The organism is Micropruina sp. (assembly GCF_047606665.1).
Lineage (GTDB): Bacteria > Actinomycetota > Actinomycetes > Propionibacteriales > Propionibacteriaceae > Micropruina.
Window position 1 is genome coordinate 1 of record NZ_JASGEF010000036.1, and the last position, 25,837, is coordinate 25,837.

Annotated in this window: 21 protein-coding genes and 1 tRNA gene; 12 read left to right on the top strand and 10 right to left on the bottom strand. The window is 69.0% G+C overall.

Annotated elements, in window-relative coordinates; genetic code table 11:
- Nucleotides 1-330: 330 nt before the first annotated feature.
- Nucleotides 331-513, bottom strand: a complete 183-nt coding sequence (locus tag QM619_RS07980; protein ID WP_415106513.1) for a hypothetical protein — start codon at nt 511-513, stop codon at nt 331-333.
- Nucleotides 514-647: 134 nt separating this feature from the next.
- Nucleotides 648-1,817, bottom strand: a complete 1,170-nt coding sequence (locus QM619_RS07985; protein WP_415106516.1) for an ATP-binding protein — start codon at nt 1,815-1,817, stop codon at nt 648-650.
- Nucleotides 1,818-2,076: 259 nt separating this feature from the next.
- On the opposite strand from QM619_RS07985, the gene QM619_RS07990 reads away from it, so the two are divergent.
- Both QM619_RS07990 and QM619_RS07995 read left to right on the top strand, forming a co-directional pair.
- Nucleotides 2,077-3,912, top strand: a complete 1,836-nt coding sequence (locus tag QM619_RS07990) for a TOTE conflict system archaeo-eukaryotic primase domain-containing protein (protein WP_415106519.1) — start codon at nt 2,077-2,079, stop codon at nt 3,910-3,912.
- On the top strand, nt 3,906-4,403 hold the full coding sequence (locus QM619_RS07995; RefSeq protein WP_415106522.1) for a DEAD/DEAH box helicase: 498 nt from the start codon (nt 3,906-3,908) through the stop codon (nt 4,401-4,403). Before QM619_RS07990 ends, QM619_RS07995 begins: the two co-directional genes overlap by 7 nt.
- Before the next feature lie 166 nt (nt 4,404-4,569).
- Here QM619_RS07995 and QM619_RS08000 read toward each other — a convergent pair whose 3' ends face one another.
- Together QM619_RS08000 and QM619_RS08005 are read right to left on the bottom strand one after the other, a co-directional pair.
- Nucleotides 4,570-4,857 carry a Fic family protein gene (locus QM619_RS08000; RefSeq protein WP_415106713.1) on the bottom strand — a complete coding sequence of 96 codons (288 nt, stop codon included), beginning with the start codon at nt 4,855-4,857 and terminating at the stop codon, nt 4,570-4,572.
- Nucleotides 4,858-5,342: 485 nt separating this feature from the next.
- Nucleotides 5,343-5,912, bottom strand: a complete 570-nt coding sequence (locus QM619_RS08005) for a hypothetical protein (RefSeq protein ID WP_415106525.1) — start codon at nt 5,910-5,912, stop codon at nt 5,343-5,345.
- 107 nt (nt 5,913-6,019) lie between these two features.
- Here QM619_RS08005 and QM619_RS08010 point away from each other — a divergent pair, with 107 nt between their 5' ends.
- The 7 genes from QM619_RS08010 to QM619_RS08040 all read left to right on the top strand — a co-directional run bounded on the left by QM619_RS08010 (nt 6,020) and on the right by QM619_RS08040 (nt 16,597).
- On the top strand, nt 6,020-7,450 hold the full coding sequence (locus tag QM619_RS08010; protein ID WP_415106528.1) for a plasmid pRiA4b ORF-3 family protein: 1,431 nt from the start codon (nt 6,020-6,022) through the stop codon (nt 7,448-7,450).
- A 314-nt stretch (nt 7,451-7,764) separates the two neighbouring features.
- A complete protein-coding gene (locus QM619_RS08015; RefSeq protein WP_415106531.1) occupies nt 7,765-9,345 on the top strand; it encodes a TIGR02677 family protein in 1,581 nt (526 codons plus the stop codon).
- Nucleotides 9,342-10,664, top strand: coding sequence for a TIGR02678 family protein (locus QM619_RS08020; RefSeq protein ID WP_415106533.1), 1,323 nt, complete (start codon nt 9,342-9,344; stop codon nt 10,662-10,664). The genes QM619_RS08015 and QM619_RS08020 overlap by 4 nt, the downstream gene beginning before the upstream one ends.
- Entirely contained in the window at nt 10,661-14,737 is a 4,077-nt protein-coding gene (locus QM619_RS08025; RefSeq protein WP_415106536.1) for a TIGR02680 family protein, read from the top strand. Before QM619_RS08020 ends, QM619_RS08025 begins: the two co-directional genes overlap by 4 nt.
- Entirely contained in the window at nt 14,734-15,972 is a 1,239-nt protein-coding gene (locus QM619_RS08030; protein ID WP_415106539.1) for a TIGR02679 family protein, read from the top strand. The genes QM619_RS08025 and QM619_RS08030 overlap by 4 nt, the downstream gene beginning before the upstream one ends.
- A gap of 113 nt (nt 15,973-16,085) precedes the next feature.
- Nucleotides 16,086-16,319 (top strand): hypothetical protein, encoded by a 234-nt coding sequence (locus QM619_RS08035; RefSeq protein WP_415106541.1) that lies wholly within the window; start codon nt 16,086-16,088, stop codon nt 16,317-16,319.
- Nucleotides 16,320-16,324: 5 nt separating this feature from the next.
- Complete coding sequence (locus QM619_RS08040) at nt 16,325-16,597, top strand: hypothetical protein (RefSeq protein ID WP_415106544.1); 273 nt, start codon at nt 16,325-16,327, stop codon at nt 16,595-16,597.
- 64 nt (nt 16,598-16,661) lie between these two features.
- Here QM619_RS08040 and QM619_RS08045 read toward each other — a convergent pair whose 3' ends face one another.
- Nucleotides 16,662-18,164 (bottom strand): DEAD/DEAH box helicase, encoded by a 1,503-nt coding sequence (locus QM619_RS08045; protein ID WP_415106547.1) that lies wholly within the window; start codon nt 18,162-18,164, stop codon nt 16,662-16,664.
- A gap of 502 nt (nt 18,165-18,666) precedes the next feature.
- On the opposite strand from QM619_RS08045, the gene QM619_RS08050 reads away from it, so the two are divergent.
- The gene (locus QM619_RS08050; RefSeq protein ID WP_415106550.1) at nt 18,667-18,870 is read left to right on the top strand and encodes a cold-shock protein; all 204 of its coding nucleotides are present in this window, start codon (nt 18,667-18,669) and stop codon (nt 18,868-18,870) included.
- A 117-nt stretch (nt 18,871-18,987) separates the two neighbouring features.
- On the opposite strand, the gene QM619_RS08055 is transcribed toward QM619_RS08050, so the two are convergent.
- Both QM619_RS08055 and QM619_RS08060 read right to left on the bottom strand, forming a co-directional pair.
- The gene (locus QM619_RS08055) at nt 18,988-20,091 is read right to left on the bottom strand and encodes a fatty acid desaturase family protein (protein ID WP_415106553.1); all 1,104 of its coding nucleotides are present in this window, start codon (nt 20,089-20,091) and stop codon (nt 18,988-18,990) included.
- Nucleotides 20,092-20,701: 610 nt separating this feature from the next.
- Nucleotides 20,702-21,865 carry a citrate synthase gene (locus QM619_RS08060; RefSeq protein ID WP_415106556.1) on the bottom strand — a complete coding sequence of 388 codons (1,164 nt, stop codon included), beginning with the start codon at nt 21,863-21,865 and terminating at the stop codon, nt 20,702-20,704.
- A 55-nt stretch (nt 21,866-21,920) separates the two neighbouring features.
- Between QM619_RS08060 and QM619_RS08065 the strand changes: the two genes are divergently transcribed.
- A complete protein-coding gene (locus tag QM619_RS08065; protein ID WP_415106559.1) occupies nt 21,921-23,141 on the top strand; it encodes a citrate synthase in 1,221 nt (406 codons plus the stop codon).
- Nucleotides 23,142-23,397: 256 nt separating this feature from the next.
- Here the strand turns inward: QM619_RS08065 and QM619_RS08070 are convergent.
- Nucleotides 23,398-23,470, bottom strand: a tRNA-Lys gene (locus QM619_RS08070).
- A 126-nt stretch (nt 23,471-23,596) separates the two neighbouring features.
- On the opposite strand from QM619_RS08070, the gene QM619_RS08075 reads away from it, so the two are divergent.
- Nucleotides 23,597-24,280: a hypothetical protein gene (locus QM619_RS08075; RefSeq protein WP_415106561.1), complete on the top strand. Its 684-nt coding sequence runs from the start codon at nt 23,597-23,599 to the stop codon at nt 24,278-24,280.
- Here QM619_RS08075 and QM619_RS08080 read toward each other — a convergent pair.
- Together QM619_RS08080 and QM619_RS08085 are read right to left on the bottom strand one after the other, a co-directional pair.
- Nucleotides 24,271-24,612 (bottom strand): metallopeptidase family protein, encoded by a 342-nt coding sequence (locus QM619_RS08080; RefSeq protein ID WP_415106564.1) that lies wholly within the window; start codon nt 24,610-24,612, stop codon nt 24,271-24,273. The genes QM619_RS08075 and QM619_RS08080 overlap by 10 nt on opposite strands.
- Before the next feature lie 69 nt (nt 24,613-24,681).
- The gene (locus tag QM619_RS08085) at nt 24,682-25,461 is read right to left on the bottom strand and encodes a RibD family protein (RefSeq protein ID WP_415106567.1); all 780 of its coding nucleotides are present in this window, start codon (nt 25,459-25,461) and stop codon (nt 24,682-24,684) included.
- Between the last annotated feature and the right edge of the window lie 376 nt (nt 25,462-25,837).

A 25,837-nucleotide genomic window follows, 5' to 3' on the forward strand; every position in this document is an offset into this window, starting at 1 on the left:
CGGGCCCGCTGGACCCAACGATGGAAGCAAGCACTCAACGCATTCGACATCCGATTCGACGGCCGCCTCAGCAGCCCGAGAACAGCATGACAACACAACCCAGTTACACCGTTAAGTTGACAGACCCAGCTCCAGCGTTTCGGGTCTTCCTCCCGCAGCCGCCGGATCAACGCGTCCCGCTCAGCCCGCTGCCGGGCGGCCAGCTCGTCCGCTTCGAGAGCCTTGCGGTGCAACTCCCGTGCCCGCGCGGCCCGGGCGTCCGAGACTCCCCCACTGCGTGACGCGCGAGAGGTGGCACCCCTGACAGGGGTGCCACCTCCTTTCAGCGCATCAGCCACGGGCGAACTCCGTGATCAGGTTCGGCACCGCGGCGTCGAACCCGGCAATGTCGAGCATGCCGGCATCATCCGGATCAGCAATGCTGAAACCGGTCGCCGTCATACCGACCACCACGAGCTTGGCCGCAATCCCGGTCTTCTCGCGGTACGCCCACAGCGCCTGGTGCGGGTGCACCGGGCCGGCCCAGGTCTCGTTGTCGGTGCACCTGGACTAGGGTGTAGGGGTCCTACACAATCGTGTCAAGCTGAGAAGTCGGCGAGACCATGGGCTACGAGGCCAACGCCCTGACAAGTCGACCCCGAGAACACTCACTCTCGTTGTCGACGGACGAACTCCGCCATGGCTGGAACCGTGTAGGCCACAACCCCGTACGCCGGCGAGTAGACGAGGCCCTTCGCTATCAGATTGGCTCTGACGGGGCCGAGCGCCCGGCTCTTCTTTCCCAGCCTCGCCGCTATGTCACCGGACGAACTCCCGGCATCGCCATCGACGGCCATCGCCCTCAGATAGTCCTTCTCGGCCGCGGTTGCCCTGTCCCAACGAATCCTGAAGAACCCGTTGTCGAGCGCCAACTGGCCAGCAGCGATCCCGAGCTGCGCGTCCTGCTGAGTGACTGGCGACCCGCCGGCAACGCTCCACGTGTCCTGGCCGAACTGCTGCAGAAAGTAGGGATACCCAACGGCAGCCTCCACGATCAGCGACACCGCCGAAGTCTCCCATCCGACCCCCTCCGACTCAGCCGGCGACGTGAGGGCAGCGGCGGCGTCCTCGTCTGCCAGCGGGCCGACTTCGTGGTAGCTGAACAGCCGCTCAGCGTAGGACTTGGCCTCGGCCAGCTTGCGAGGGAGACTCGGCAGGCCGGCCAACGCCAGCACCAGGCGATCCTGACGCTGATTCGCAGCGTGGACAATCGAGCACAGTGCAATCAGTTCATCGAACGGCAGGTCCTGCGCCTCGTCAACCAGCACGGCGACACCGACTCCACGATCTTCCGCGGCGCCGGCGAGGTCACGCAGCAGCTTGCCGAGGTCCGATTCGAACACCCCGGTATCCGCTCCCCCGCCGTCCGCGTCATTGAGGTCAACACCGAATGTCCATGTGCCGGCGGCGTCGTAGGACGCCTTGAAGCTGAGCGCCGTTCTGAGCGCCTTCAGCACCCGCTTGCCGACACCCGGCCGAGCCAGGTCGACAAGATCATCGTGGAGCGCCTCACCGACTCCGTCACGAAGGGAGGCGCCCGTCCTCCCCTCGACCTGCGCCGCGATCCAGCCGCGCTCACGCGCCAGCCGCGCGAATCGGCTGAGCAACACTGTCTTTCCAACGCCCCGCAAGCCATAGAGAACGACGGACTGAGCGTCCCGTCCGGCCTGCACGCGACGGAGTGCGACATCCCAAGCGGTGAGTTGCGCCTCACGTCCGACCAGCGCCGCGGGCGGTCGCCCCGCGCCAGGTGCGTACGGATTCGAAACCGGATCCATCAGACCCTCCCACTTCACCAACCACTAACAAGGTATAGCCCGATATAGCGAAACGATATACCGAGTTAGTTCTTGCTAGCCCCGGTGTTTCTTCGGGGGGTGACCGGTCCGTCGGGCTGGAGGGCCGCGTACAGGTTGAGGAGTTCGGCATCCGCCAGAACGACGGACCCCTGCGGGGAAGCTCGTTCCGGGCCGCCGCGTCCGGCCCGCACCCTCTCCACGCCCCGATGGACGACCAGAGAGTCCGAACCGCGGCCCGTTGCGGGAACTGGAGCGTCTTCGCCAGGAGAACGCGCGGCTGTCGCGGTTGCTGGAGGTGCGGGGTGACACCCCTCCGGCGGACGAGCAGCCGGCGATCCCTGTGCACCGGCCGGGCCCCGTCACGCACGAATCCCCGATCGCCGACAAGCTCGCGCTGTACGCCGAACTGTTTCGAGCCCGACGCGACGTGTACGCGCTCCGCTGGGAGAATCACCGCACCGGACGGAGCGGCTGGTCACCCGCGGTCGCCGGCGGCTGGGGTCGCATCGACAAGAAGCACGCCCGCTACTTGCCGTTGACCACCGACGTCCTGGTCGCCCGCCTCAGCGGCGGTGTCTTCATCGGGTTCTATCCGCTCTCGTCAGGCAGCGAATGCCAGTGGCTGGCCGCCGACTTCGACGGACCGACAGCAATGCTGGACGCCCTCGCCTACACGAAGGCGGCACGAAGTCGTGGTATCCCCGCGGCCCTGGAGCTATCTCAGTCCGGACGAGGTGCACATGTCTGGATCTTCTTTTCCGGCCCGGTGCAGGCGGCCTCCGCCCGCGCGGTCGGCACCTGGCTGGTCCGGGAGGCGATCCTGTTGCGCGGGTCGATGGACCTACGCTCGTACGATCGCCTGTTCCCCAATCAGGACGTCGTGCCCGAGGGCAGCTTCGGCAATCTGATCGCTGCCCCGCTCCAGGGCACCCGGCGCGCCAACGGCCTGACCGTCTTCCTCGATCTCGCCACCCTGGAACCACACCCCGACCAGTGGGCGTTCCTGTCCACGCTGGCGCGGCTGAGCCCGAGCGAGATCCTTCGGTTCGCGCGCGAGGCGTCCCGAAGCGTCACCGGCCCGGACGTGAAGACGATCGAGCGCTCGTCCGCCACCAAGGTGAACCCGCCGCTGCCGCCGGTGGTCCGAGCCGAACTCGGTGCTGGCCTGGTGATCCCGACCGAACAGCTGACGCCGGCCGCCCTCGCCACGTTCAAGCACGCCGCGTCCATGGCGAATCCGAAGTTCTACGAACTGCAGCGGCTGCGCAAGTCGACCTGGGACACACCGCGCTTCATTCGCGGCTACGACCTGACCATCGATGACCAGCTGGTACTGCCGCGCGCGCTGCGACACGCGATCGCCGACCTGCTCGCGTCCGCGGGCTCCCGGCTCGACGTCACCGATCTACGGCAGTCCGGCGTCGAGATCGAGGTGAGCCTGGCCACCGAGCTACAGGACGCGCAGGCGTCCGCAGTTGGCGAGTTACTCACCCAGGACGACGGGGTGCTGGTCGCCCCGCCAGGGTCCGGGAAGACCGTGACGGCCTGCGCGATGATCGCCGAGCGCGGCACGTCGACCCTTGTCCTGGTCGATCGCATGGCGCTCGCCGAGCAGTGGCGCCGGCAGCTGGAGCGGTTCCTCGGGGTCCGTCCCGGCCAGCTCGGGGGCGGGCGCAAGAAGCTCACCCGCGTCATCGACATCGCCATGCTTCCCTCCCTGGCCAGGCGGGACGACATCGCGGATCTGACCGCGGGGTATGGCCAGGTGATCGTTGACGAATGTCATCACCTCGGCGCGGCAGCCTATGAGCACTCGGTGAAGCCGATCGGCGCACGGTACTGGCTCGGTCTGACGGCGACCCTGACCCGGCGCGATGGGCTCTCCGACCTGGTCACCTGGCAGCTCGGCCCGGTCCGGCACACTTTCGAGGCTGGACGTGACAGGGACACACTGCTTGATCTGCGCTCCGAACCGGGTCCGCTGCTACGGCTGCATCTCCATGACACCGCCTTCACCCACGGCGACATCGATCTCTCCGAGCCGGCGCCTACGCCGGACTGCTCGGCGTGCTGATCGACGACACCGCCCGCAACAGCCAGATCGTGGACGACGTCGCCGAGTCGCTTCGACGGGGCCGTAACTGCGTGGTGCTCACCCGGCGAGTCAAGCATGTCGACACGCTCGCGACGGCGCTTGCCGAACGCGGATTTCGTGCTCTGCGGCTTCAGGGCGGGATGGCTGTCGCTGAGCGGCGAGCTGTCATCGACGAGCTTTCGGACACCAAGGCCGGGGACGGAGTTCTGGTCATCGGAACCACCCCGTTCATGGGTGAGGGGTTCGACGCACCCGCTCTCGACACCCTCTTCCTGGCCGGGCCGATCGCGTTCGACGGGCATCTCGTCCAGTGCGCCGGTCGGATCATCCGGCCCTTCCCCGGCAAGGAGGTCGCGGAGGTCCACGACTACCACGACACCCAGGCACCGATCCTCGCCGCGTCGTTGCGCCGCCGTCTGCCCGGCTATCGCTCCCTCGGCTTCTGCCGTCCGGACGGCACGGCGGTGTGAGCGGACTTCGCTGGAGGACGAGGCCTGACGGGAGCGACATCGCCTGCGCAAAGACACGTTGCCTGGGTAGCAACGCGGGCGATGTCCCTTACCGCAGGCGACGTGTGTCCGCCGGGCCCGACTCGCGTCCAGATGTTAGATAGCAGCGTGTCCATCTGTTAGTTAGCTATCTGTCCAGCGTCTGCAGGGCGCGAGCCATCCGCCCACTGCCGTGCCGGAACGGGTGGATCATCACGAGATTCAGATGCGCCATCGCGGCCTGCACCATGGCTTCGCCGGACATATCCCCCAAGGTGCGCACCAGGCTGCGGACCAGTTCCGCCACCTTTTCGGGCTCGGGCCCTTCATACACATTGCGGTCGCTACGGTCGTCGTGGACATAAATCGGCGTACTGCGGTAGCGGCCGGGGGCGACTTGGCGAGTTCGTGTTCCAACAGCATGAAGTGCATCGATCGGAGCATGCTCTCGTCAATGGCGAAACCCGGCTCGGACGCCACGCTGAGCACGTAGGTGAGCACCCGCCGGTAGCCGATGATCTCGGCCCAGGTCCGCTCGTCCGCGGTCAGTGGTGGTTCGTCCTCGACCGCGGCGGCAACGTCCGGGTCGCTCACCGTGTAGCCCTCGATGCTGTTGGAGCCCTGAATCGCGCGCGCCTGGGCCGTCCGGCGAAGGCCTCCGTCCCACCGCTTGGGGACGCGCAACACCGACGCCAGGCGCTCGCGGATCTGGCCTATTTCGCCGATGACCGCCAGATCGTCGAGGCCCAGTTCTGGAGGCTGGAAGAGGGTTTCCACGACAATGTCCTTATGTCTCAATCATTAGGACATCCAGAGTGCGAGGCGCGGGCAGATGTCGCAATGTTTGAGACATAGAGACATCGGACGCCAGCCGCCCCGACCCACGCCGTCGTCAACCGACCACGGACGCGCCTGCCGGCGTCAGCGGTAGTACTCCTCCAGCGTGTCGTCGTAGCGTTGGCAGAGTTCCAGCACCGCCATGATCCGCTCCTTCAGCTGATCGGCGGGGAAGTCGTCGTCGTGCAGCGTCGGTCCGGGCTCGACCCTGGCAATGGCGTCCCGCAGCGTGCGGAGTTCGGTTGCGGGCAGCTTGTAGTCGTGCCCGATGACGTCCAGCACCACCCGCATCTCGGCGCGTCCAGCTGGGTCCGACGCCTCCATCACCTCGATCGCGGCGTCCAGCCAGGCCGGGTCGCCCTGTTCGGATTCCTCGGCGACGTCGCTGACCAGGGAGTAGAGCATCAGATGCGCCTCGAGTGCCGCCGGTTCCTGTTCCTCGATCTCGTCGTAGGGCAGCCGCAGCGCCGTGTCCACGTAGGCGCTCGCCTTCGCCGGATCGGTGGCCAACACGCGGCGTGCCTTGCCCAGCACGTTGGCCGCCATCTCCCAGTGAGGCCTGCGCAGGCGGTCCTGAAAGTACCTGTAAGGAGCCGTCCTACTGAATGCGGCAAGCCCGCGGAAGTTGCTCAACGGGTCCAGATCGTCGGTCACACCGCGACCCTATCGCCGCTCCGCATGGGTTCGGCACCGCCCGGTTCGCGGGTGAGCACTGTCGGCCACCGGCCGATAGGGTCGTCGTCGATCAAGGAGGTGCCACCATGGCCGACGACAACCTGATTCCGTTCCCCGGCACAAACCTGCCGAAATCGGCTCTGGCTTCGCTATTCGGGCAGTCCGGATTCGACTGGCTCGCGCACAGCACACCGAAGCTGTTTCCGCGCAAGCCGAAACGCGTCCGGTTCGTCGTCCGGGTCGATCTCGACCACGTCCGTCCGCCGATCTGGCGACGCCTGCAGCTCGCCAGCGATCTCCGGCTCGATCAGTTGCACGAGATCCTCCAGGTAGCGATGGGCTGGACCGACAGCCACCTGCACCACTTCGTGATGGGACCGGGCACGCACAGTCGCAACGTCGACCCGTTCCTCACCGATTTCGACTTGGACGAAGGCGACGAGGGAATCGCCGAATCCGACGTCCGCCTCGACGAGGTGCTGGCCAAGACCGGAAGCCGGCTCTACTACGAGTACGACTTCGGCGACAGTTGGCGGCACACCATTCGGCTGGAGAAGACGGAGCCGTGGACGGACGGCGATCCGGTCGCGCGCTGCACCGGCGGACGCCGCGCCTGCCCACCCGAGGACATCGGCGGTGTGCCTGGATACATGGACATGCTCGACATGCTGGCCGGCCGCACCGACGGAATGGACGTCGACTGGGTCGAGCAGGTGCTCGGCTGGCTACCCGACGGCTACGACCCCGACGCGTTCTCTGTCGACGAGGTCAACGAGGAGTTCACCGTTCCCGAGTTGCCGCCGCTGGCAGGTTGGCATCCGGGCGTCGGTGAGTTGGCCCTCCGGCTGGCGAACCGAGCCTCGGGACGCGCGAGGGCCGACCTGACCCGGCTGATCGTTCGCGCCGCCAAGGGTCCGGAGCCGACGGACGCCGAGATCGAGGCGCTCAGTCGGCGATACCGCCGCCTGCTCGAGATCGTCGGCAGCGGCATCGCGCTCACCGCCGCCGGCTACCTGCCCCCGAAAATCGTGGCGACTCTACACAGCGAGCTGGGCATGGCCGACCAGTGGGTCGGGAAGGGCAATCGCGAGGACCAGACGCAACCCGTCTACCTTCTGCGGACGTCAGCGACGGCCCTCGGATTGCTGCGCAAGACCCGCGGCCGGCTCACGGTGACCGCAGCCGGCGCCAAGCTCGCCGCCGATCCGGCCGCCCTGCTGCGCCACATCGCCTCACGGGTGCCGCTCGGCAAACCGCACGAGCAGGACGCCGGCCTGCTCACACTGCTGATCGTCGCGGACGAGGGCGACCCGTACGAGTTGCGCGGGCTGACCGCCGACTTCCTGTCGGAACTGGGTTGGCAGACCGACGACCCCTACCTCGATCGGGCCGCCTACCAGTGGTCTGCCCCGACCCTGGACGTCATCCGCGGGCTCGCCGGCTGGCTCGACCCTGAGCAGGCGAGGTTGGCGGCCCGCGTGCTGCTGCGCGGCGTCCGTTCAACACCCCAGGAGTGACACACACGGACTCAAGCGCAGGTCCGCACGGTGTGTGCGCAAGGTACTATCGGCTGCCAGACGAACTGCGTGTCTCAGTGATCACGCTCGCCGAACTCGAGGCTGGGTGCTGGCCGCCCAGACCGTGGCCGATCGCGTGGCCAGACTGCAAACCTGGAGCGGGTAGCGCAATTGGAGCCCCTCGTCATCGATATCGCCTCCGCAGCCGCCTGGGCCCGCCTCCGGGTCGAGGTTCACCAGGGTCTGAACGGACACACCTCCGAAACTGTCGGGAGCACTGGCTACAGTCCTGTCGACGGTGAAAGGAGGCGACCATGCCGGTACAACCCAGGTTTCTGCCCGAGGATCTGTTCGCCTTCGCGGGTGCCGATCGGGGCCCGCTCTACACGGCGCTGCTGTACGCGTTCGGCGAGGCGAACGAGCAGTTGCTCACCTCGCTGGCGCTCGATGACGTCCGTGCCCATCTGCTCGACGTGGGCTGGCCGCAGCCTCCGGACGACGCCGAGCTCACCGCCGCGCTCCAGCAACTGCGCAATTGGCAGTTGGTGGACGCCGGCCAGAATCACTCCGAGCACTACCGGACGGCGCATGAATACGAGCGCCGCAATCTGCAGTACTCGCTGACCCGCAACGGCGAGGCCGCGCTCGCCGGCCATCAGGCAGCGGTTTCCGCGCTGGAATCCACCGGCGGCCTGCAGACGGCCGTGCTCGACGCCATCGCCGAGACCCTTGCCCGGCTGGCCCGGCTCGCACAGGCATTGCCCGACGCCGACCCGACGTCGGCGTCGGAAGCCAGCACCGAGCAGCGCCGCAGCTACGCCGCCTTCCAAGAGCTCACCGGCCATTTGGACGCCTTGCGCACCGGCGTCCGTACCTTCAACAGCGATCTTCAACGGCTGTTGCGCGCCGACGAGGTCGACGACACGGTCTTCGGCGAAGTCAAAGAGGCCACTGTGCGCTATCTCGACGACTATGTGACCCGGCTCGACGACCGGACGGCGCGCATTCGGCACGGCATCGACCGGGTGCGATCAGCCGGCCTCGACCGGCTGCTGTCGGCGGCACTGGCCGGTGCAGAGTTGCCGCCGCATCCCCGGCCCGACGAGCGCGACGCGCAGTGGTTGGACGCCGCCCGCGCCCGCTGGGCCGGGTTGGAGGCCTGGTTCGCACCCGCCGACGGCGTCCAGCCCCGCGCCCAGCTGCTCAGCGCGACCGCACGACGCGCCATCGTCAGCCTGCTGCAGGTGGTCGACCGGATGCGCACCGCCCGGCGCCGGCCGTCCTCGGCCCAGGCCGATCTGCGGCGACTCGCCCAACTGTTCGCCGCCGCACCCGCCGACGACGATCTGCACCGGCTCTGGCGGGCCGCGTTCGGGCTGCATCCGGCCCGGCACACCCACCTCGGCCATGCCGATCCCGAACTCGTACCCAACGGGGCCTCGTGGGCCGAGGCCGACCCGGTGCCGGTATCGGCGCTGCTCCGCGAGACCGGACAGACCGAGAAATTCTCCCGCCCGAGCAGGGTGCGCGACGTCGCCGAGGTGCGGGCGCAGCGGGCAGCCCGGGCCCGCGCCGAACGGGCCGCCGCCGAACAGGCGATCCGGGCGCTCGGCACCGACGGTCCGATCCGCATCTCGCAGCTGACCAGCCTGAACACCGACGCGTTCACCGCCTTCCTCGATCTGCTCGGCCGAGCGGTCGCCAACCCGCCGCGGGCCGGACGGCTGCACGCGAAGTCCGCCGACGGCCGCGTCGAGGTCACCCTGACGATTCCCGGCGACGGCGGGCGCGCCGTGCTGCGGACCACCACCGGCACGCTCGAGTGCCCCGACTACGAACTGAGCATTCTGGCGCCACACCGCCGGGTCCCGGTGGTGGCGGAAGCATCGTCATGAGCACCCTGCAGAATCAGCTGGCCGTCCAAGAGCGCGAGGACGTCGCCCGCGCGGTCCGCGGACTGTTGCGCACCCCGTGGGTCACCCAGGCGTCCGACCCTGCTCTGTATGAACTGGTCCGGCGTCGTCGCCTGGCCGTCGTGAAGTGGTTCGAGCACTACCTCGGCTGGGAACTGCTGGTGCAGACCGACGCCGGGTACGTCCGGCTGGCCAAGCAGCCCGGCGATCGGGTGGCGTCCGACGATCTGCGGCCGGCCCGCCGGCAGCGTTCCAGCAAGGCACCGTTCGACCGGCTGCGCTATGTGCTGCTGTGCGTGGTGGCCGCGGAACTCCTGGACGCCCGGCTGATCACCATCGGCGACCTGGCCGAGCGGGTCACCGCCGCCTGCGCCGCCGACGAGGGGCTGCCGCGGTTCCAGACCGATCGCCACGAGCACCGCCGGGCCTTCGTCGACGTCCTGATCGCCCTGGAGAGTTGGGGCGCGGTGGTCCGCATCGACGGCCAGACCGAGGTGTTCGCCGACGACGCCGCAGTCGCCGTGCTGTACCGGGTGCACCCACCCGCAGTGCACCACCTGGTGGCCTGTCCGCAAGGCCCGTCGCTGGTCGCCGCCGACGACCTGACCGTCGCCGAGACGATCGAGGCGCTCACCGACGAGCCCGGGTACGGCCCCGATCACCGCAACTCGGCCCGGCAACCGGCGTCCGAGGGCGATCCGGCACGGCCGAGCAGTGTCCAACGGTCGTTGTGGGCCCGGCATTCGGTGCTGCGCCGGCTGTTCGACGACGCCGTCGTGCACCTCGACGAGCTGACCGTCGCCGAACGCGACTACGTCCGCTCGATCACCGGGCGCAAGATCCTGCGGCAGGCCGCCGAGCTGAGCGGGTTCGCCTTGGAAGAACGGGCCGAGGGCTTCCTGCTGGTCGACCCCGATCGGGTCAGCGGGCCGGACGCCTTCCCGTCCTCGGGCGCTGCCTCCGCCGCCGCGCTGCACCTGATCACCCACCTGCTGACGACCGGCGACACCGGCGCGACCACCGACGAACTGACCGCCCAACTCGCGGCGCTGATGGACGACGCACCGACCTGGGCACGCAGCTATCGCGACGACGCCGGACCGCAACGCCTCGCGGACGAGGCCATCGGCCTGCTCGCCGGCCATCACCTGGTCCACCGAGCCGACGGACGCGTGGTCGCCCGGCCGGCCGCCGCCCGCTACCGGGCCGCGACCCTGACCCGCCGACCGGCCCGCCGTACCACCGCCCCAGCCGCCGAGCCGGCCCAGGACGATCTGTTCGCCATCGAGGAGGCATCGTGACCCGCTGGCGTCCGGTCCGCGCCGGCATCACCAACGTCTGGCGCTACTACGACGAGATCTTCACCTTCGACAACGGCCGGCTGCTGTTGCGTGGGCCGAACGGTTCCGGCAAGTCGAAGGCGTTGGAGGTGCTGCTGCCGTTCCTGCTCGACGCCAGCACGCAGCCGTCGCGGCTGTCGACGTTCGGCACCGCCTCGCGCACCATGCACTGGAACCTGATGGGCGAGGGTGCCACCGGACGCACCCGGGTCGGTTTCGTCTGGCTCGAACTCGCCCGTGACAACGACGAACGCGTGACGATTGGGGCGCGTCTGCAGGCCTCCGAGAACACCACGCGGGTCGAGCCGACCTACTTCGTCACCGACGCACGGGTCGGCGACGACCTGCCGCTCATCGACTCCTACGGCGCGCCGCTCACCGTCGCGGCACTGAAGGAGGCGCTCGACGGCAACGGACGGGCGTTCAGCCGTCCGGCCGAATACCGCACCGCGGTGCGCGAAGGGTTGTTCCCCGGCATGACCGCCGACCGCTACAACACGCTGGTGCAGGCCTTGCTGCAGTTGCGGCGTCCGAAGCTCTCCGAACATCTCGATCCCGAGGCGCTCTCCGGGCTGCTCTCCAGCGCGCTGCCGCCGGTGGACGAGTTGCAGATCGCCGAGCTGGCCGAGGGTTTCGAACGGCTCGATCAGCAGCGCAACCATCTCAAACAGCTCGACCGGCAAGAGGCCGCCGCCCGCGACCTGGTGGCCGCCGTGGCACGCTACGCCCGCGCCGAGATCCGCCGGCATGCCACCGCGCTCACCCAGGCCACCACCGCCCTCGACAACGCGTCGGCCACCGTCCGCAACGGCGAGGAGGAGTTGACCCGACAGCGGCAGGCCGCGCAGGTGGCCCGCGACGAGGCCGGCGAAGCCACCGCCCGAGGGGAGGAACTCGCCGGCGCGAAGGACGCCCTGCAGCGTTCCGAGGCCTACCAGCAGGGACGCAACCTCGACGACCTGCGCCACCGGGTCAGAGACGTCCGGGCCACCGCCGACCGCACCAGCGACGACGCTGCCGTGGCGCTCCAGCGGGCCATCGACACCCAGGCCCAAGCTGACGCCGACCAGGATCGGGCTCAGACCCGCAATGACGCGTTGGCCAGGCATATCGAGGCCGTCGGAACCTCCGCGGTCGACGAGGGGCTGGTCGCGCCCGGCGACCTGGAGCTGCCCGCTCCCCCGCCGCCCGACATGGCGAGAGAGATCGAGAACGACACCTGGCCGGCGACGTTGACCGGCGACCTCGACGGGCTGGACGCCCGTGGTCGCAGCCGCCTGGACCAGATCGCACAACTCGTCGGCCTGCTCGCCGAGCACGAGAAGGCGGTCGAGGAACGGCGACGCTGCGAAACCCAAGTCGATCGGGCTGACCAGCGGCTCGATGAGGCCCGCGCGACGCACGCCCAGGCTCTCCAGCGGCTGAACGACGAGGTCGAACGGCACGACACCGCCGTCGTTGCCTGGCTGGAGACCGCTAGGACGCTGAACATCGATCGCGGGGCCGTTGAGGCGGCACTCGACGCGCTGCGGGACGCGGTCACCGGCGCCGGGGCGTCCGATGAGGCTCTGTCGTTGTCCGAGTTGGTGCAGACCGCGGTCGGCCAGGTCAGGCAGCGGACGGCGCAGCGTACCGGGGAGCTGACCGTCAATCGGCAGGGCGTCCAGGCAGAACGGGACGCCACCGAGGCCGAACGCGTCCGGCTGGAGGCGGCGACCACCGCCGAACCGCCACGATCCGGTTGGCGCGACGAGCCGCCGTCCGAGGGTGCACCACTGTGGCGACTGGTGGACGCCGCGGCCGGCGTCGATCCCACCGCACTCGCCGGCCTCGAGGCGGCATTACAGGCCAGCGGCCTGCTGGACGCCTGGGTCTTCCCCGACGGCGCGGTCCGACTGGACGGTCACGACGTGGTGCTGGGCGTGGCACCGCCGCACCAGCCCGAGCCACGATCGGTGGGTACCCGGCTGGGAACGATCCTGCGTCCCGACACCGCCGACCAACCGGTGCCGGACCAGGTGGTGGCCCGGCTGCTCGCCGCGATCGGGCTGCATCAGGCCGGTGACGATGCCGGGTCGGACGCGGGCCCGTGGGTCGGCACCGATGGTCGATGGCGGTTCGGCGTCCAGCACGGCCGGTGGGCGAAACCGGCCGCGCAGTTCATCGGTGCCGAGGCTCGCGAGCGGCACCGGCGACAGCGTCTGGCCGAGTTGACTGAGCGGCTCGCCGCCCTGGACGACCAGCTCGCCGCGATCGACGCCGAGGTCGCCGAACTCCGTTCGCTCGCCAAGCGGGCACAGGACGAGGCTCGCGCCCTGCCGTCCGAAGCACGATTGCGGGCTGCGGCGCACTCGGTCAGCGGGGCCGAGACGACGGTGCAGAACCGGGAGCACGACCATGCCGAGGCGGTCGCCGCGCGCACCGCGGCGGAGGCCGCGGTGGCGACCCGGTGGCGGGAAGTAGAGGTCGCTGCCGCCGGCTCGCGGCTGCCCGTGCAGCACGGTGACCTCACCGAGCTGCGCCGCCGCATCGATGAGCTGCTGCGCCGGACGTCCGATCTGCGTCGCCAGATCGCCAGTTACCTGGACGTCGTGCGCGCGTTGCTGCGCAGCACCCAGCGCGCCGAGGCGGACGCCGACGCGGCCGAGCAGCTTCGCGAGCGTGCCGACGCCGACCAGACCGAGGCCCGCCGGCTGGAGGCCGAGTTGGCCGAACTCGACGCCACCAGGGGTGCCGAGTTCCGCGAGGTGCTGCGCCGGATTCAGGAGTTGGACGCCGAACTCGGCACCCAGCTGACGATCAGGCGCCGGGCCGAGGACGCCTTCCAGATCGCCGATCGGAAGGCCACCGAACTGGCTGTCCGGCTGGAGACGGCCGAGGCGGCCTACCGCAACGCGGCCAACGAGCGCGACGCCGCACTGGAGGCGTTCGGCTGGGTGATGGGCACCCTGCTGGCCGACGATCTCGACCTCGACGAGCCGTTCGACGTGGACGCCGAGCGGGTCCGCCCCACTCTCGACCAGGCTCGACAGGTGCTACGCACGGTGAAGGCCGAACGCACCGGGCTGGCCGAGCTCAACAGCCGGATGACCGAACAGGTGCGGCAGGCCGAAGCCGTCCTGGCCGACCGCGCACAGCTCGAACTCAACTCCGACCGGGACATCATCGTCGCCTCGGCCATCCATGGGGGACGCCGCACCTCGGTCCGCCGGCTGCTGGACGCCGTCGCCCTGGAACGCGTCCGCACCAGTGACGAGATCACCGAGCACGAACTGGCCCTGTTCCGGCGCATCCTGACCGGCGACACCCGCCGCCACCTGTCCAGCCGGATCCGCGACGCCGGCGACCTGATCACGTCGATGAACAACCGGCTGGCGTTGGTGCGCACGTCGTCCGAAGTGCGCGTCCGGCTGGTCTGGGAGGTGCGCCGCGACGAGGGCGATTCCCTGGCACGGGCCCGTGAATTGCTGTTGACAACGCCCGACAGGTTGTCCGAGGCCGACGAGGCAGCACTCGTCCAGTTCCTCGACGAACGGATCAAACGGGCTCGCGAGGCCGACGACGGGCTGCCCTGGGCACAGCAGTTGGCGAAGGTCTTCGACTACACCGACTGGCATCGGTTCCGCGTCCAGATGGCACGGGGCGAGTCGGCCGAATGGAAGCCGCTCACCAAACAGGTGCACAGCGCGCTGTCCGGCGGTGAGAAGGCGATCGCCCTGCACCTGCCGCTGTTCGCGGCTCTGGCCGCGCACTACGAAGCCACGCCCGGTTCACCGCGGCTGATTCTGCTCGACGAGGTCTTCGTCGGCATCGACACCGCGAACCGCGGTCAGATCTTCGGCCTGCTCACCGACCTCGACTTCGATCTGCTGCTCACCTCCGATCACGAATGGGCGGCCTATCCGCAGGTCGACGGCATCGCCATCCATGCCCTGGCCACCGACCCTGATGACGACGCGGTGACCAGCACCCGGTTCGTCTGGACCGGCACCGAGCTGCTCGAAGACCCGATGGACGAAGGCATGCTGCTGTGAGTTGGGAGGACCACCTCGATGCCGTGCTCGCCACCGCGCACGCGAGGCTGTCCCGCGATCCGGCGGCTCGTTCGTTCCGAGTCACGTTGCCTGAGCCGGCGCAACGCGATGCGCTGGCCGATCTGCTCGGGTCGGCCGCGCGTCCGGGTGAGGTGGTCCGGGTCCAGCTGGACGGCCCACGCGGGTTGGCGGCGGCGGTCGAGCAGGCGTCCGGCCTGACCTTGCGCGACTATCTGACCGCCCGGTTCGGTCCGTTTCTCGACCCGACCGAGGCCAAACGGGTCGCTGCCGGGCAACGCGCCGAATTGTGGGGGTGGTGGCTCGGGCACCCCTACCTGCGGCAGCGGCCCGAACTCGACGAATGGGCGGACGGCGTCGTCCGGCTCGGCACCCGCGGCGGAACGTCCGCGACTCGTGCCTTGCTGGAGCAGGTGCTGACGGTGCTGGCCGAACTGCCGGTCGCCGACGAGTTGCTGCCGATGCTCGCCGGACGTCTGGTGAACGACACCCATGCCCTCGATGCCGGCACCGCTCTCGGATCGCACGTCGTCGCCGCGATCGCCGCCGCCCAGGGTGTCGACCGCCCGGTGGACGCCGCCGGGCGCCGCGCACTGTGGCGTTCGGTCGGGGTGCGGGACGACGAACTGTCGTCGACCGTCCTGGTGGCCGGGCTGCGACCGTCCGGCGATTCGACGACGGCGCGACTGTGCCGACTGGCCGCGGACGCCGGTGAGGCGGTCTCGCTGACCTTGGCCCAGGTGCGGCAAGGCGTTGAGGCCTGGAACGCCGACCGCGTGTTCGTGGTGGAGAACCCAGCTGTGGTGGCGCTTGCCGTCCGCGAGTTCGGACGCCGGGCACCACCCCTGCTGTGTGGGGCCGGCTGGCCCTCGGCCGCCGTCACCGAACTGATCGCACAGCTCCGCGCCGCCGGTGCAGACGCCTGCTACCACGGCGATCTTGACGGCGAAGGCCTCCGGATCGCCGCCCACCTGATCGACCTCTGCGGCGTGATCCCGTGGCGGATGAGCACCGCCGATTACCTGAGCGCCGTCGCCGGCCATGGCGCCGGAGTAGGCCGGGTCACTGCCGCTCTGTGGGACGCCGAGTTGGCTCCCGCCCTCGCCGACCGCGGCGTGGCGGTGCTGGAAGAGACCGTCTGGCCTCGGCTCCGGGACGACCTGGCTCACCATCTGAACGAAGCCGCGCACCCACCCACTGACTGCCACTTGCTGTAAACACGGCAACCGGACACGCCCCCATCGGCACCCGCACCCGCACCCGCAAGTCCTGCCGTGGCTGCCTCTCGTAGCGGCTTGGCAAGTTCTCTTGCGCCAAGTAACCATGCGAAATGGAGCCGGAGCCGATCATCCTCAACAGCGCCCACCGGCACGGCGTCTCGGACGAGGCGATGCTCCATGCGCTCCGTTTCCCTGTCCGCCATTTTGTGCAAGACGACTCGATGACGATGTTCATCGGCCCCGACGAAACCGCCACCCCCGTGGAGGTTGGTGTGATCGAGTGGCAGGGTGTCATTGCCATTGCGCACGCCATGCGCCAGGCCCGAACCAAGTATCTGAGGTGAACCACATGACTCGACGCTCTATTGACGACATCAAGGCTCGCGCCGACGAGTTCGCCGACGCTTTCGAGAACTACGACCCGAAGCCCGGCGATCAGAACGCGCCGCTCCCACCAGCGATGGCGGTCGAGCTCGCCGCCTGGCGGCGCGACGCCGCCGAGAAGGAGCTTGCCGAAGCGGTGCGAGCGGCGCGTGAACAGCGGATGTCCTGGCGCGAGGTGGGCGAAGCGATCGGCACCAGCGGTGAAGCCGCACGACAGCGTTACCGCGCAACGGCATAGCTTTGTAGGCAACTCATCGACGAACAGCCCAGTTACTTCGGACTGCGCGGCAGCGTCCGGATGGTCAGGCGGACAGCCGCGATCCCGGACGCCGGCGCCGACGTCCGCTGCCCTGACGGGAGAGCTGAACCACCGCGTCCCCACGACCGCCCGACGAGGACGCCACCGCGGCGACCGGACGCGCTCCGCCGGAACGGGAACCCGATCGCGACCGCGAATCTGAGCCTGAACCGGATCCGCGACCTCCCCGGCCACGTCCGCCACCGGACCGGCCGGCAGACTTCCCGTGACCACCGGACGGCGCCGAATCGGACTTGATCAGCTGTGCGGCCTCGCTCGGAATCTGCCCCGCGGCCACTCGTGGCGCGGCCTCGCCGGCGACGTCCGCGATCCGCTGGTCGCCCGAGCGGACCGGCGTCGGCTGCACCGCGATCTTGGCGGCGCGGGCCAGGCCGCTGAAGTCCCGGCGTTGTTCGGGGAGCACCAGGGTGACCACGTCGCCGTCGTTGCCGGCGCGCGCCGTCCGTCCGGAGCGGTGCAGGTAGGCCTTGTGCTCCGCCGGCGGATCGACGTGGACGACCAGTTCGACCTCGTCGACGTGGATGCCGCGGGCCGCGATATCGGTGGCAACCATCACCCGGACCCGGCCATCCGCGAACGCCTTGAGACCGCGCTCGCGGGCGTTCTGCGACAGGTTGCCGTGCAGCTCGACGGCCGGGACGCCGTCCGCGGTCAGTTCGCGCGCCAGCCGGCGGGCCTGATGCTTGGTGCGGGTGAACAGCAGTCTCCGCGAGGTGCCGGCAGCGAGTTCGCGGACGATCGCGCGCTTCTGGGTGGCGTCCGGCACCAGGAAGACGTGATGGGTCATTGCGGTGACCGGCGATTCGGCGCCGTCGACGCTGTGCACCAACGGTTCGTTCAGGAATCGCTTGACCAGCTTGTCGATGCCGTTGTCGAGGGTCGCCGAGAACAGCAGCCGCTGTCCGCCGCGCGGGGTGGCAGTGAGAATCCGGGTGACGGCCGGAAGGAAGCCCAGGTCGGCCATGTGGTCGGCCTCGTCGAGCACGGTGACGGCGACCGCGTCCAGTCGGGCGTGGCCCTGGCCGATCAGATCTTCGAGGCGTCCGGGAGTGGCGACGACGATGTCTGAGCCGGCCCGCAGCTGCTGCACCTGGCGGGCCTGGCCGACGCCGCCGAAGATAGTCATCACCCGTAGTCCGGCCGCCTTCGCGAGCGGTTCAAGGGTTTCCAGGATCTGGTTTGCCAGTTCGCGGGTCGGGGCCAGCACGAGCCCGCGCGGCGCACCCGGACGCGTCCGGGGCTGGATGCCGGAGCCCGAGGGCACCAGCCGGGCCAGCCGGGCGACCAGCGGCAGCGCGAACGCCAGGGTCTTGCCCGAGCCGGTGCGGCCGCGGCCCAGGACGTCCCGGCCGGCGAGGGTGTCGGGCAGGGTTGCCCGCTGGATCGGGAAGGGTTCGGCGATGCCGCGTCCGCTGAGCGGGCCGACCAACACCGAGGGAACGCCCAGCGACGCGAAGGACGTCGGGGCGGATTCGTTTCGTGACAAAAGACTGCTTTCCAAGAAGGTTCACCACGGTCCAAGTCCGCTCGCGTTCCTCAGCGATCGATACGCCGGCGCGGTGCGGAAAGTGGTGCGATGCCGGGCTGCGATGGTCGCGCCCTGCGTCCATCATCGCACAGCCGCCGCCCCGGATGGGAATCGATGCCGGTCCAGAGTCAATGCCGGTCCAGAGTCAATGCCGGTCCAGAGCGGTCCAGAGTCAATGCCGGTCCAGAGCGGTCCAGAGTCAATGCCGGTCCAGAGGTGGTACGGTAGTGACTCGCGCGAATGCCTTTCGCGCGGATCGGCACCCCGATCCACCGACGCTCTCCGGCGGAGGCGTCACCGGCATCGGTGAGCCTGACCACCCGGTCATCCCGGCTCACCGGACTCCCCCTCGATCATCCTCACGCGGCCCACAGCCGCCCATCATTTCCCACCTCGGCGCCGTCGGGGTGGTCATCGGGACCGTAACCGCGGCCCACGCAACACAGAAGGAAATACCGGCATGGCCACTGGCACTGTCAAATGGTTCAACTCCGACAAGGGGTTCGGCTTCATCGCGCCCGACGACGGCTCCGCCGACGTCTTCGCGCATTTCACTGCGATCCAGGGCCGCGGACGCCGCGACCTCTTCGAGGGTCAGCAGGTCGAGTTCGACACCGAGCGCGGCCAGAAGGGCATGCAGGCCTCGAACATTCGGGCGCTCTGACACCTGACGCGACATGGGGACGGGCTTCGGCCCGTCCCCATTTCCATGCCCTCATCCGCCGGCCGAACCACCACGCGATACGCGGCGAGGCCGACCGGCGAAGCGATCGACAGGCGCTCAGCCACGGCCGATGCTCACCGCCGCCGGGCACATGAAGCTGTGCCGGGCCGCCCAGCCGACATCGTTGATGTAGCGGACCACGATGGTCAGCGCCTCGCCCAGATCGTTCTCCACATACGGGACGCCGTATCGCGCGCAATGCTGCCGCACCAGTCGCCTCGCGTGCCGCAATCCGGGACGAGGCATTCCGGGGAACAGATGATGCTCGATCTGGTAGTTGAGCCCGCCCATCAGCGCGGTGGCCCACCAGCCTCCGGAGACGTTGCGCGACGTCAGCACCTGCTTGTCGAGGAAGTCGAGTTTCACCCCGTGCGGCACGATCGGCATGCCGATGTGGTTGGGCGCGAAGCTGACGCCCATGTAGAGGCCGAAGACACCCAGCTGGACGCCGAGGAACGCGAACGCCATGCCGACCGGCAACACCCAGAAGACCATCCCCAGGTAGAGGGCGAATCGGACGCCGAGCAGCGTCAGCTCGATGCCGCGTCCTTGCAGCTGGCCGGGCCGGAACAGCCGGCGGATGGACGCCTGATGCAGGTCGAGCCCGAGCAGCAGCATCAGCGGGTAGAACAACCAGCCTTGTCGCCGGGTGATCCATGCCCGGAAGCCGGTGGCGTGCGCGGCGTCCTCATCGGTGAACGACACCCAGCCGGGGGCGATGTCGGGGTCGCGTCCGAGCTGGTTCGGATTGCCGTGGTGCCGGGTGTGTTTGGTCATCCACCAGGCGTAGCTGATGCCGACGAAGAAGGTGGCCAACAGGCGTCCGAACCGGTCGTTGGCCGGCCCGGAGGCAAACACCTGGCGATGTGACGCCTCGTGTCCGAGGAACGCGAACTGGGTGAAGATGATCCCGAGCGCGGCCGCGATCAGAAGTTGGAGCCACGATTCGCCGAGCAGGACGTGGCCGGCGAGGGCGGCGGCCAGGGCTACGACCAAGCCTGAGAACAGCGCGAGGTAGAACCCCGGCGTCCGATCGTTCAGACCGGCGGCACGCACCTGCTTGGCCAACTCGGTGAAACTGTTGGTGCGACGCTCCCACTCGGCGCGAGCCGCGGCACCATAGGCCGGGCGTACGGGCGCAGGGACATCTGTGGCCGACATGCAGTCTCTCTCTTCACCGTTCGTTCAGAGAGACCCGGGCGGCATCTCGATAACAGCTACCGCCACCCTACGGGATCGTAAGTAGCGATGGATACACACCGCCAGTCAGCGGAACAATCAACCCACCAGCACCAGCAGTTGCGCCAGCAGGATCTTGCCGACCATGGCCGTTGTCGACATCGCCTGCGGCAACGCACATCGCCTGCGTTCCTACACAGGCGACGTGCTCTAGCGCAGGCGTTGTCATGGCCGGCGGGAAGCGGTCGAAGGCCTGTGGACCTCCGTAGAGAGTTTGAGAACCCCTGCACGGGCCCTGAAAGCCGTGTCTTCCGCTGATCGAAGGGCGTCTCCAGGCGGGGCGGCGGGCCGTCTGAGCCACCCGTGACCGATGAGCGGGGCCGCTTGGTGCGTGCGGTGGGGATGGCTCAAACCTTCTAAGCCCCGCCCAGTTGCGGCGCCGCGACACCACTGCGCCGGCGTCGGTGGATGACCTCAGCGCGCAGCAGGTCGCCGATCGTGAGCTGATCGCTGCGCGGCTGCATCGAGGTGGACACCGCACACCGTGCGAGAGCACATCACCCGCATCACCACCGAGGAGCCATGAAGCGTGTTACCACAAGAGTGGTATCGGCTGTGGTGCAGGTGGTCCGGCGTAGCGGGCGCTTGGCCTGATGATCTTGGGGTCGCGTGCTTGCTCGATGACGTTGGCGGTCCAGCCGATGACTCGGCTTGAGGCGAAGGTGGGCGTGAACATCTCACGGGGTACGCCGCAGCGTGACATCACGACGCCGGCGTAGAACTCGACGTTGGCGTGCAGGTGGCGTCCTGGCTTGAGGTCGGCGAGGACCGCGACGACCGTCTGCTCGACCTGGGTTGCGAGGTCTACGAGCGGGCCACCGAGATGCTGGGCGACCTCTTTGAGCATCTCCGAGCGGGGGTCTTCGGCGGTATAGACGGCGTGGCCGAAGCCCATGATCCGCTCGCCGCTCAGCACCTTGTTGGTGACGATTGGGCGGGCGTGATCGAGGGTGCCGATCTCGTCGAGCAAGTCCAATGCTCGGCTGGGCGCGCCGCCGTGCAGGGGGCCGCTGAGCGCTCCGATCGCGCCGACGACGCAGGCTCCCATGTCGGCGCCGGTGGAGGCGATGACTCTGGCGGTGAAGGTCGAGGCGTTGAAGCCGTGGTCGATGGTGGAGATCAGGTAGTGCTTGATCGCGTCGGCGTGGCGCGGTTCGGGCTCGGTGCCGGTGAGCATCCATAGGTAGTTGGCGGCGTAGTCGAGGTCGTCGCGGGGCGCCACGGGCTGCTGGCCGTTTCCCAGCCGGTAGAGGGCGGTCAGGATCGTGGGTGTCACGGCCGCGATGAACAGGGCGTCCGCGCGTCGTGCTGAGGAGTCGAGGTCGTAGACCGGGCGGCAGCCTCGCTCGGCCGCGGCAAACGACAGCGCGGTGCGGAACCCGGTCATCGGGTCGGACGCTCTGGCGATGGCGGGCAGTACCGAGGCGAGCGCCGGCGGGAGTGCCCGTAGCGGCCGTACTTCGTCAGAGAACGTGGTGCGCTCGACTGGGGTACCGGGCAGCGTCCCGTCGATCAGCAGCCGCCAGACGTCCTCCAATGGCCGGGTTTTCGCGAGGTCGACCGCCGAATACTGCCGGTAGTGGTAGAAGCCCTCGGCGCCGCGCACGTCTCCGATCTCGGTCTCGGCGACGACCACACCCTTGAGGCCCCGTTGCACATCCACCATGCCGGGTGGCATGTCTGCGACGCTTGACATAAGTCTCATTCTGTCCAGGGCTCGCATCTTATTCAAGGTTGATTATCATCAAGTCATGTCTGAAATGACCGCTCAGGAGGTCGCCGCGCGGCTTGGGGTCAAGCTTGACACCGTGTACGCCTATGTAAGCCGTGGTGTGCTCAGCGCCCGTCGGCAGCCCAGCTCGCGCCGCAGTGTGTTCGACCCGCAGGACGTCGAGGCGCTGGCCCGGCGGGGTCGCCCGCGCCGTACCAGTCGACCGTCGGCGCTCGATCTGGTCGTGGAGACCGGGTTGACGACGATCATCGATCAGCGGATTCGCTATCGCGGACGCGATGCCTGCGGGATGGCCCGCACGCATTCCTTCGAGGAGGTTGCCGAGTGGCTGTGGACCGGAGGTGATGACGAGTCCGTCCCTGGCTGGGAGCCGTACCCGATGTCCCTCCCCGCTGAGCTTGAGTCCGCGCGCGACAGGATGCGCGCCGCGGTCGTCCTTGGTTCAGCGGCCGAGCCGCTGCGCTCGGGCCTGAGCACCCCGGCCGTCGCCACCAGCGCCCGGCGGTTGATCGCGAGCATGGCCCTCGCCGTGCCGGCAGCACCCGATGCGCGCGTGGCGCGGCTCGCACTAGCAGGCCGCCCGCAGATCCGTGGCAGCATCGCCGGACGCCTGTGGGGCCGCCTCGCCGGGGGACGGTCTACGCCGGGGCTGGTTGCCGGGTTGAACGCGGCGCTGGTGCTGCTGGCCGACCACGAGCTGGCGTCCTCCACCGTGACGGCCAGGGTCGCGGCGTCGGTGCGTGCCGATCCGTTCTCCGTGGTCCTGGCCGGCCTCGGTTCGATCGCAGGACCGCTGCACGCGGGCGCCAGTGCCCTGGTCCACCGGATGATCGAGGACGCCAGCACGGGCGACTCCGACAAGGCGCTCGCGGCGGCGCTGGAGACGTACCGGCACCTACCCGGCTTCGGCCACCGGCTCTATCCCGATGGGGACCCGAGGGCGACGGTGCTGCTCGACATGCTCACGGCGGCGGCGCCGGGCGCACGGCACCTCCGGGCGGCCCGCGCTCTGGTCGATGCCGCCTATCGCCATTCCCGCACTAGGCCGAACATCGACTTCGCGTTGGGTGCCTTGTCGACCACGGCACAGATGCCACCCACCGCGGGCGAGACGATCTTCACGATCGCGCGGGCCGCCGGCTGGGTCGCGCACGCGATCGAGGAGTACGCCGAACCACCGGTGCGCTTCCGCGCCCGCGCGATCTCCAAACCATCCGGGAGCGTCACAGCATCACATTGACGATAATCAACGTTGATCACCTGCCGGTGTGTGCGGTTGACTGCTCTACGCCCTGGATTCCCCACCGAACGCCCTCCGCGGCCCGAGCCCGGCGACTTCATCCTCAAAGTCACCACCACCGCCTGGGGACGGAACAGCGCGTACCACCACCGGGACGCATCGACGGCATCCTCCACGCTGGGCGCAGCACCACGGACCACCCAACCGACTCCCAGCCACATGGAACCAGCGGTGGAGTGTTTCCGCCTTGTGCGTGTGGGCCCACTGGGAATCGAACCCAGAACCCGCGGATTAAAAGTCCGCTGCTCTGCCAATTGAGCTATAGGCCCGCGCCTCGCGCGTGCTCACTCTATCGTCCGCATGGGGGTCGGGGCGCACGTCCACCAGTGGCCGTCCGCCGGTCCCGAGGCAGCCGGCGTCGGCTCTCTACCGGAGCGGGCGGGCACACTGGGGCCATGGACTGGTGGGGCATCGCGATCATCCTCGTGCTCGGGATCGCCGTGGTGACCTACGGAGCGCTCGACGATCGGCGCAAGACCCGCGAACGGGACGCCGCCATGGCCGCGCCGCCGAAACGGGACATCCCGCGCTTCGAGCCATCCCGCGAGCCGCCGCAGTATCTCAGCGAAGGCGAAGCCCGCACCCGCCCGGCCGGTCTCCCCGCGTCCGATCTGACCGATCAGCAGCGCGCCGACCTCACCAAAGCGTTGGACGCCGCGCCGAGCATCCAGGCCGGCATCCCCGATGGCCGATTCGTGACGGACGCCGCCAGCGGCTGGGCGGTGGCCTCCGACCCGCTCGTGGTGCTGTGCGGCGACCCGGTCACCACGATCCGCGAGTTGCTGCCGGTGTTGGAGAAGGCCCAACGCGCCGGACGCCCGTTGGCGCTGGCCGCACCGGAGTTCGGGCCCGAGGTGATCGACACGCTGGCCGCGAACACCGTCCGCAGCAAGGAGCAGTGCATACCGGTGGTGGTCACCGCGAACCAGTCCGCACAGCTCGCCGAGCACACCCTCGCCACGCCCCTGGCGCGCGGCGATCTGCAGGCCGGCTGGGTGCCGGAGGAGTCCCTGGGCACCGTCGCGACCTGGGTGTCCAGCCGGGACCGGTCCTGGCTGGTGCATGGCGCTCAGGCGTAGCCGAGTTTGTCCAGGTGGTCGTCGTCGATGCCGAAGTAGTGCGCCACCTCGTGCCAGACCGTGATCCGCACCTCATCAACCACGTCGTCCTCGTCTTCGCAGATGTCCAGAATCGCGTCCCGGAAGATGACGATCCGGTCGGGCAGCACGCCCGAATACCACGAACCTCGCTCTGACAAGGGGATCCCGTCGTAAAAGCCGAGCAGGTCGGCGTCCGGCTCGGGAGCCCGCGACTCGATCACCAGGACGCAGTTCTGCACCAACTCAGCCAGGCCCTCCGGGATCTGATCGAGGGCGGCGTCGACCAGCTCCTCGAACCTCTGCTCACTCATCGACACCGGCATGGGCCCCACTGTAGGGCGCGCTCTCCGCCGGGAATCTCATCGTGCCGTCCGCCCAGATTACGCGGGGTCCGACTTCGGGCCGCGCTCGTTGAGGACGCGGTACCGGGTGCGGACGAGGCCGGCAGGCGTGACCCGGCAGTCGATGAGTTCCAGTCGGATCGGCGTCCCCGCATCGCCCAGCGGATCGCCGTCCATGATCGACGGCGTCCCCACTCCCCCGACCAGACCCGGCAAGGTGACCACGTCGATCTCATCGACCAGACCGGCGTTCAGCAATCCGGCGTTGAAGGTGCCGCCGGAATCGGCGACCACGATCGACGCCTCGAGGACCGCGGCAATCTTCGACAGTCCCGCTTCGAGATCGACGCGGTCGACACCCGCGCTGAGATGACCGATGCCCCGATCGCGGAGCAACTGTAGATAGCCCGCGGGCGTCCGGTCACACACCAGGACGACCAACGCCGTGGTTTCGTGGCCGACGAACGACCAGTCCACCCGGCCACGGCTGTCGGCGACCACGAACCAGTGCGGCGCGCGACGGGGGATGAAATCCTGGCGCAGCACCGATTCCGGCATCGTCGGAGTCGGCAGCACAGCAGGGGGATCGTCGTCGCCGATGAAGCTGCCACTACCCTCCAACGTCACCGTTGCCCCGTGCTCGGCTCGCCGCGCGCCGAGTTCGGCATCGGTGCCGTCCGGCTTCATCACCGACCAGCGGCGGGCGACGTCCGGTTGAAGGAGCCGCGAACTCCGACTGAGCGCGATGCGACCGTCGACCGACGCGGTGGTCGTGAGGACGACCCTCGGTAGCGGACGCCGCATGTCGCCGCCGATCACTGCTCACTCCGAGCGATGGACACCTGGCGATCCTAGGGGTTTCCGAACAGAAGCTGTCCCGGCCCGCGGGCGCGCGGCGAAACGTGCGTTATGACGCCGTCAATCCGAACTCGGCCCCAGTCGCGGCGAGACGAGCGCAATGAGAACTCCCGGAACCGGGATAACGCTCGTTTCTCGGCGGCGAGCCAACCAGCGGCCAGAGAGCCGGCTGATAACGGTCATTTCTCGGCGCGCACCGCCACCCCCGGCCACTCCCCGAGCCGGACCAGTGCTCGCGGCGGCGAATCAGAGCAGGCGGCGACCGGCAGCCCAGCGGGTCAGCTGATGCCGGTTCGACAGCGGCAACGTGCGCCGGCACGATCGGGACCCGACGACC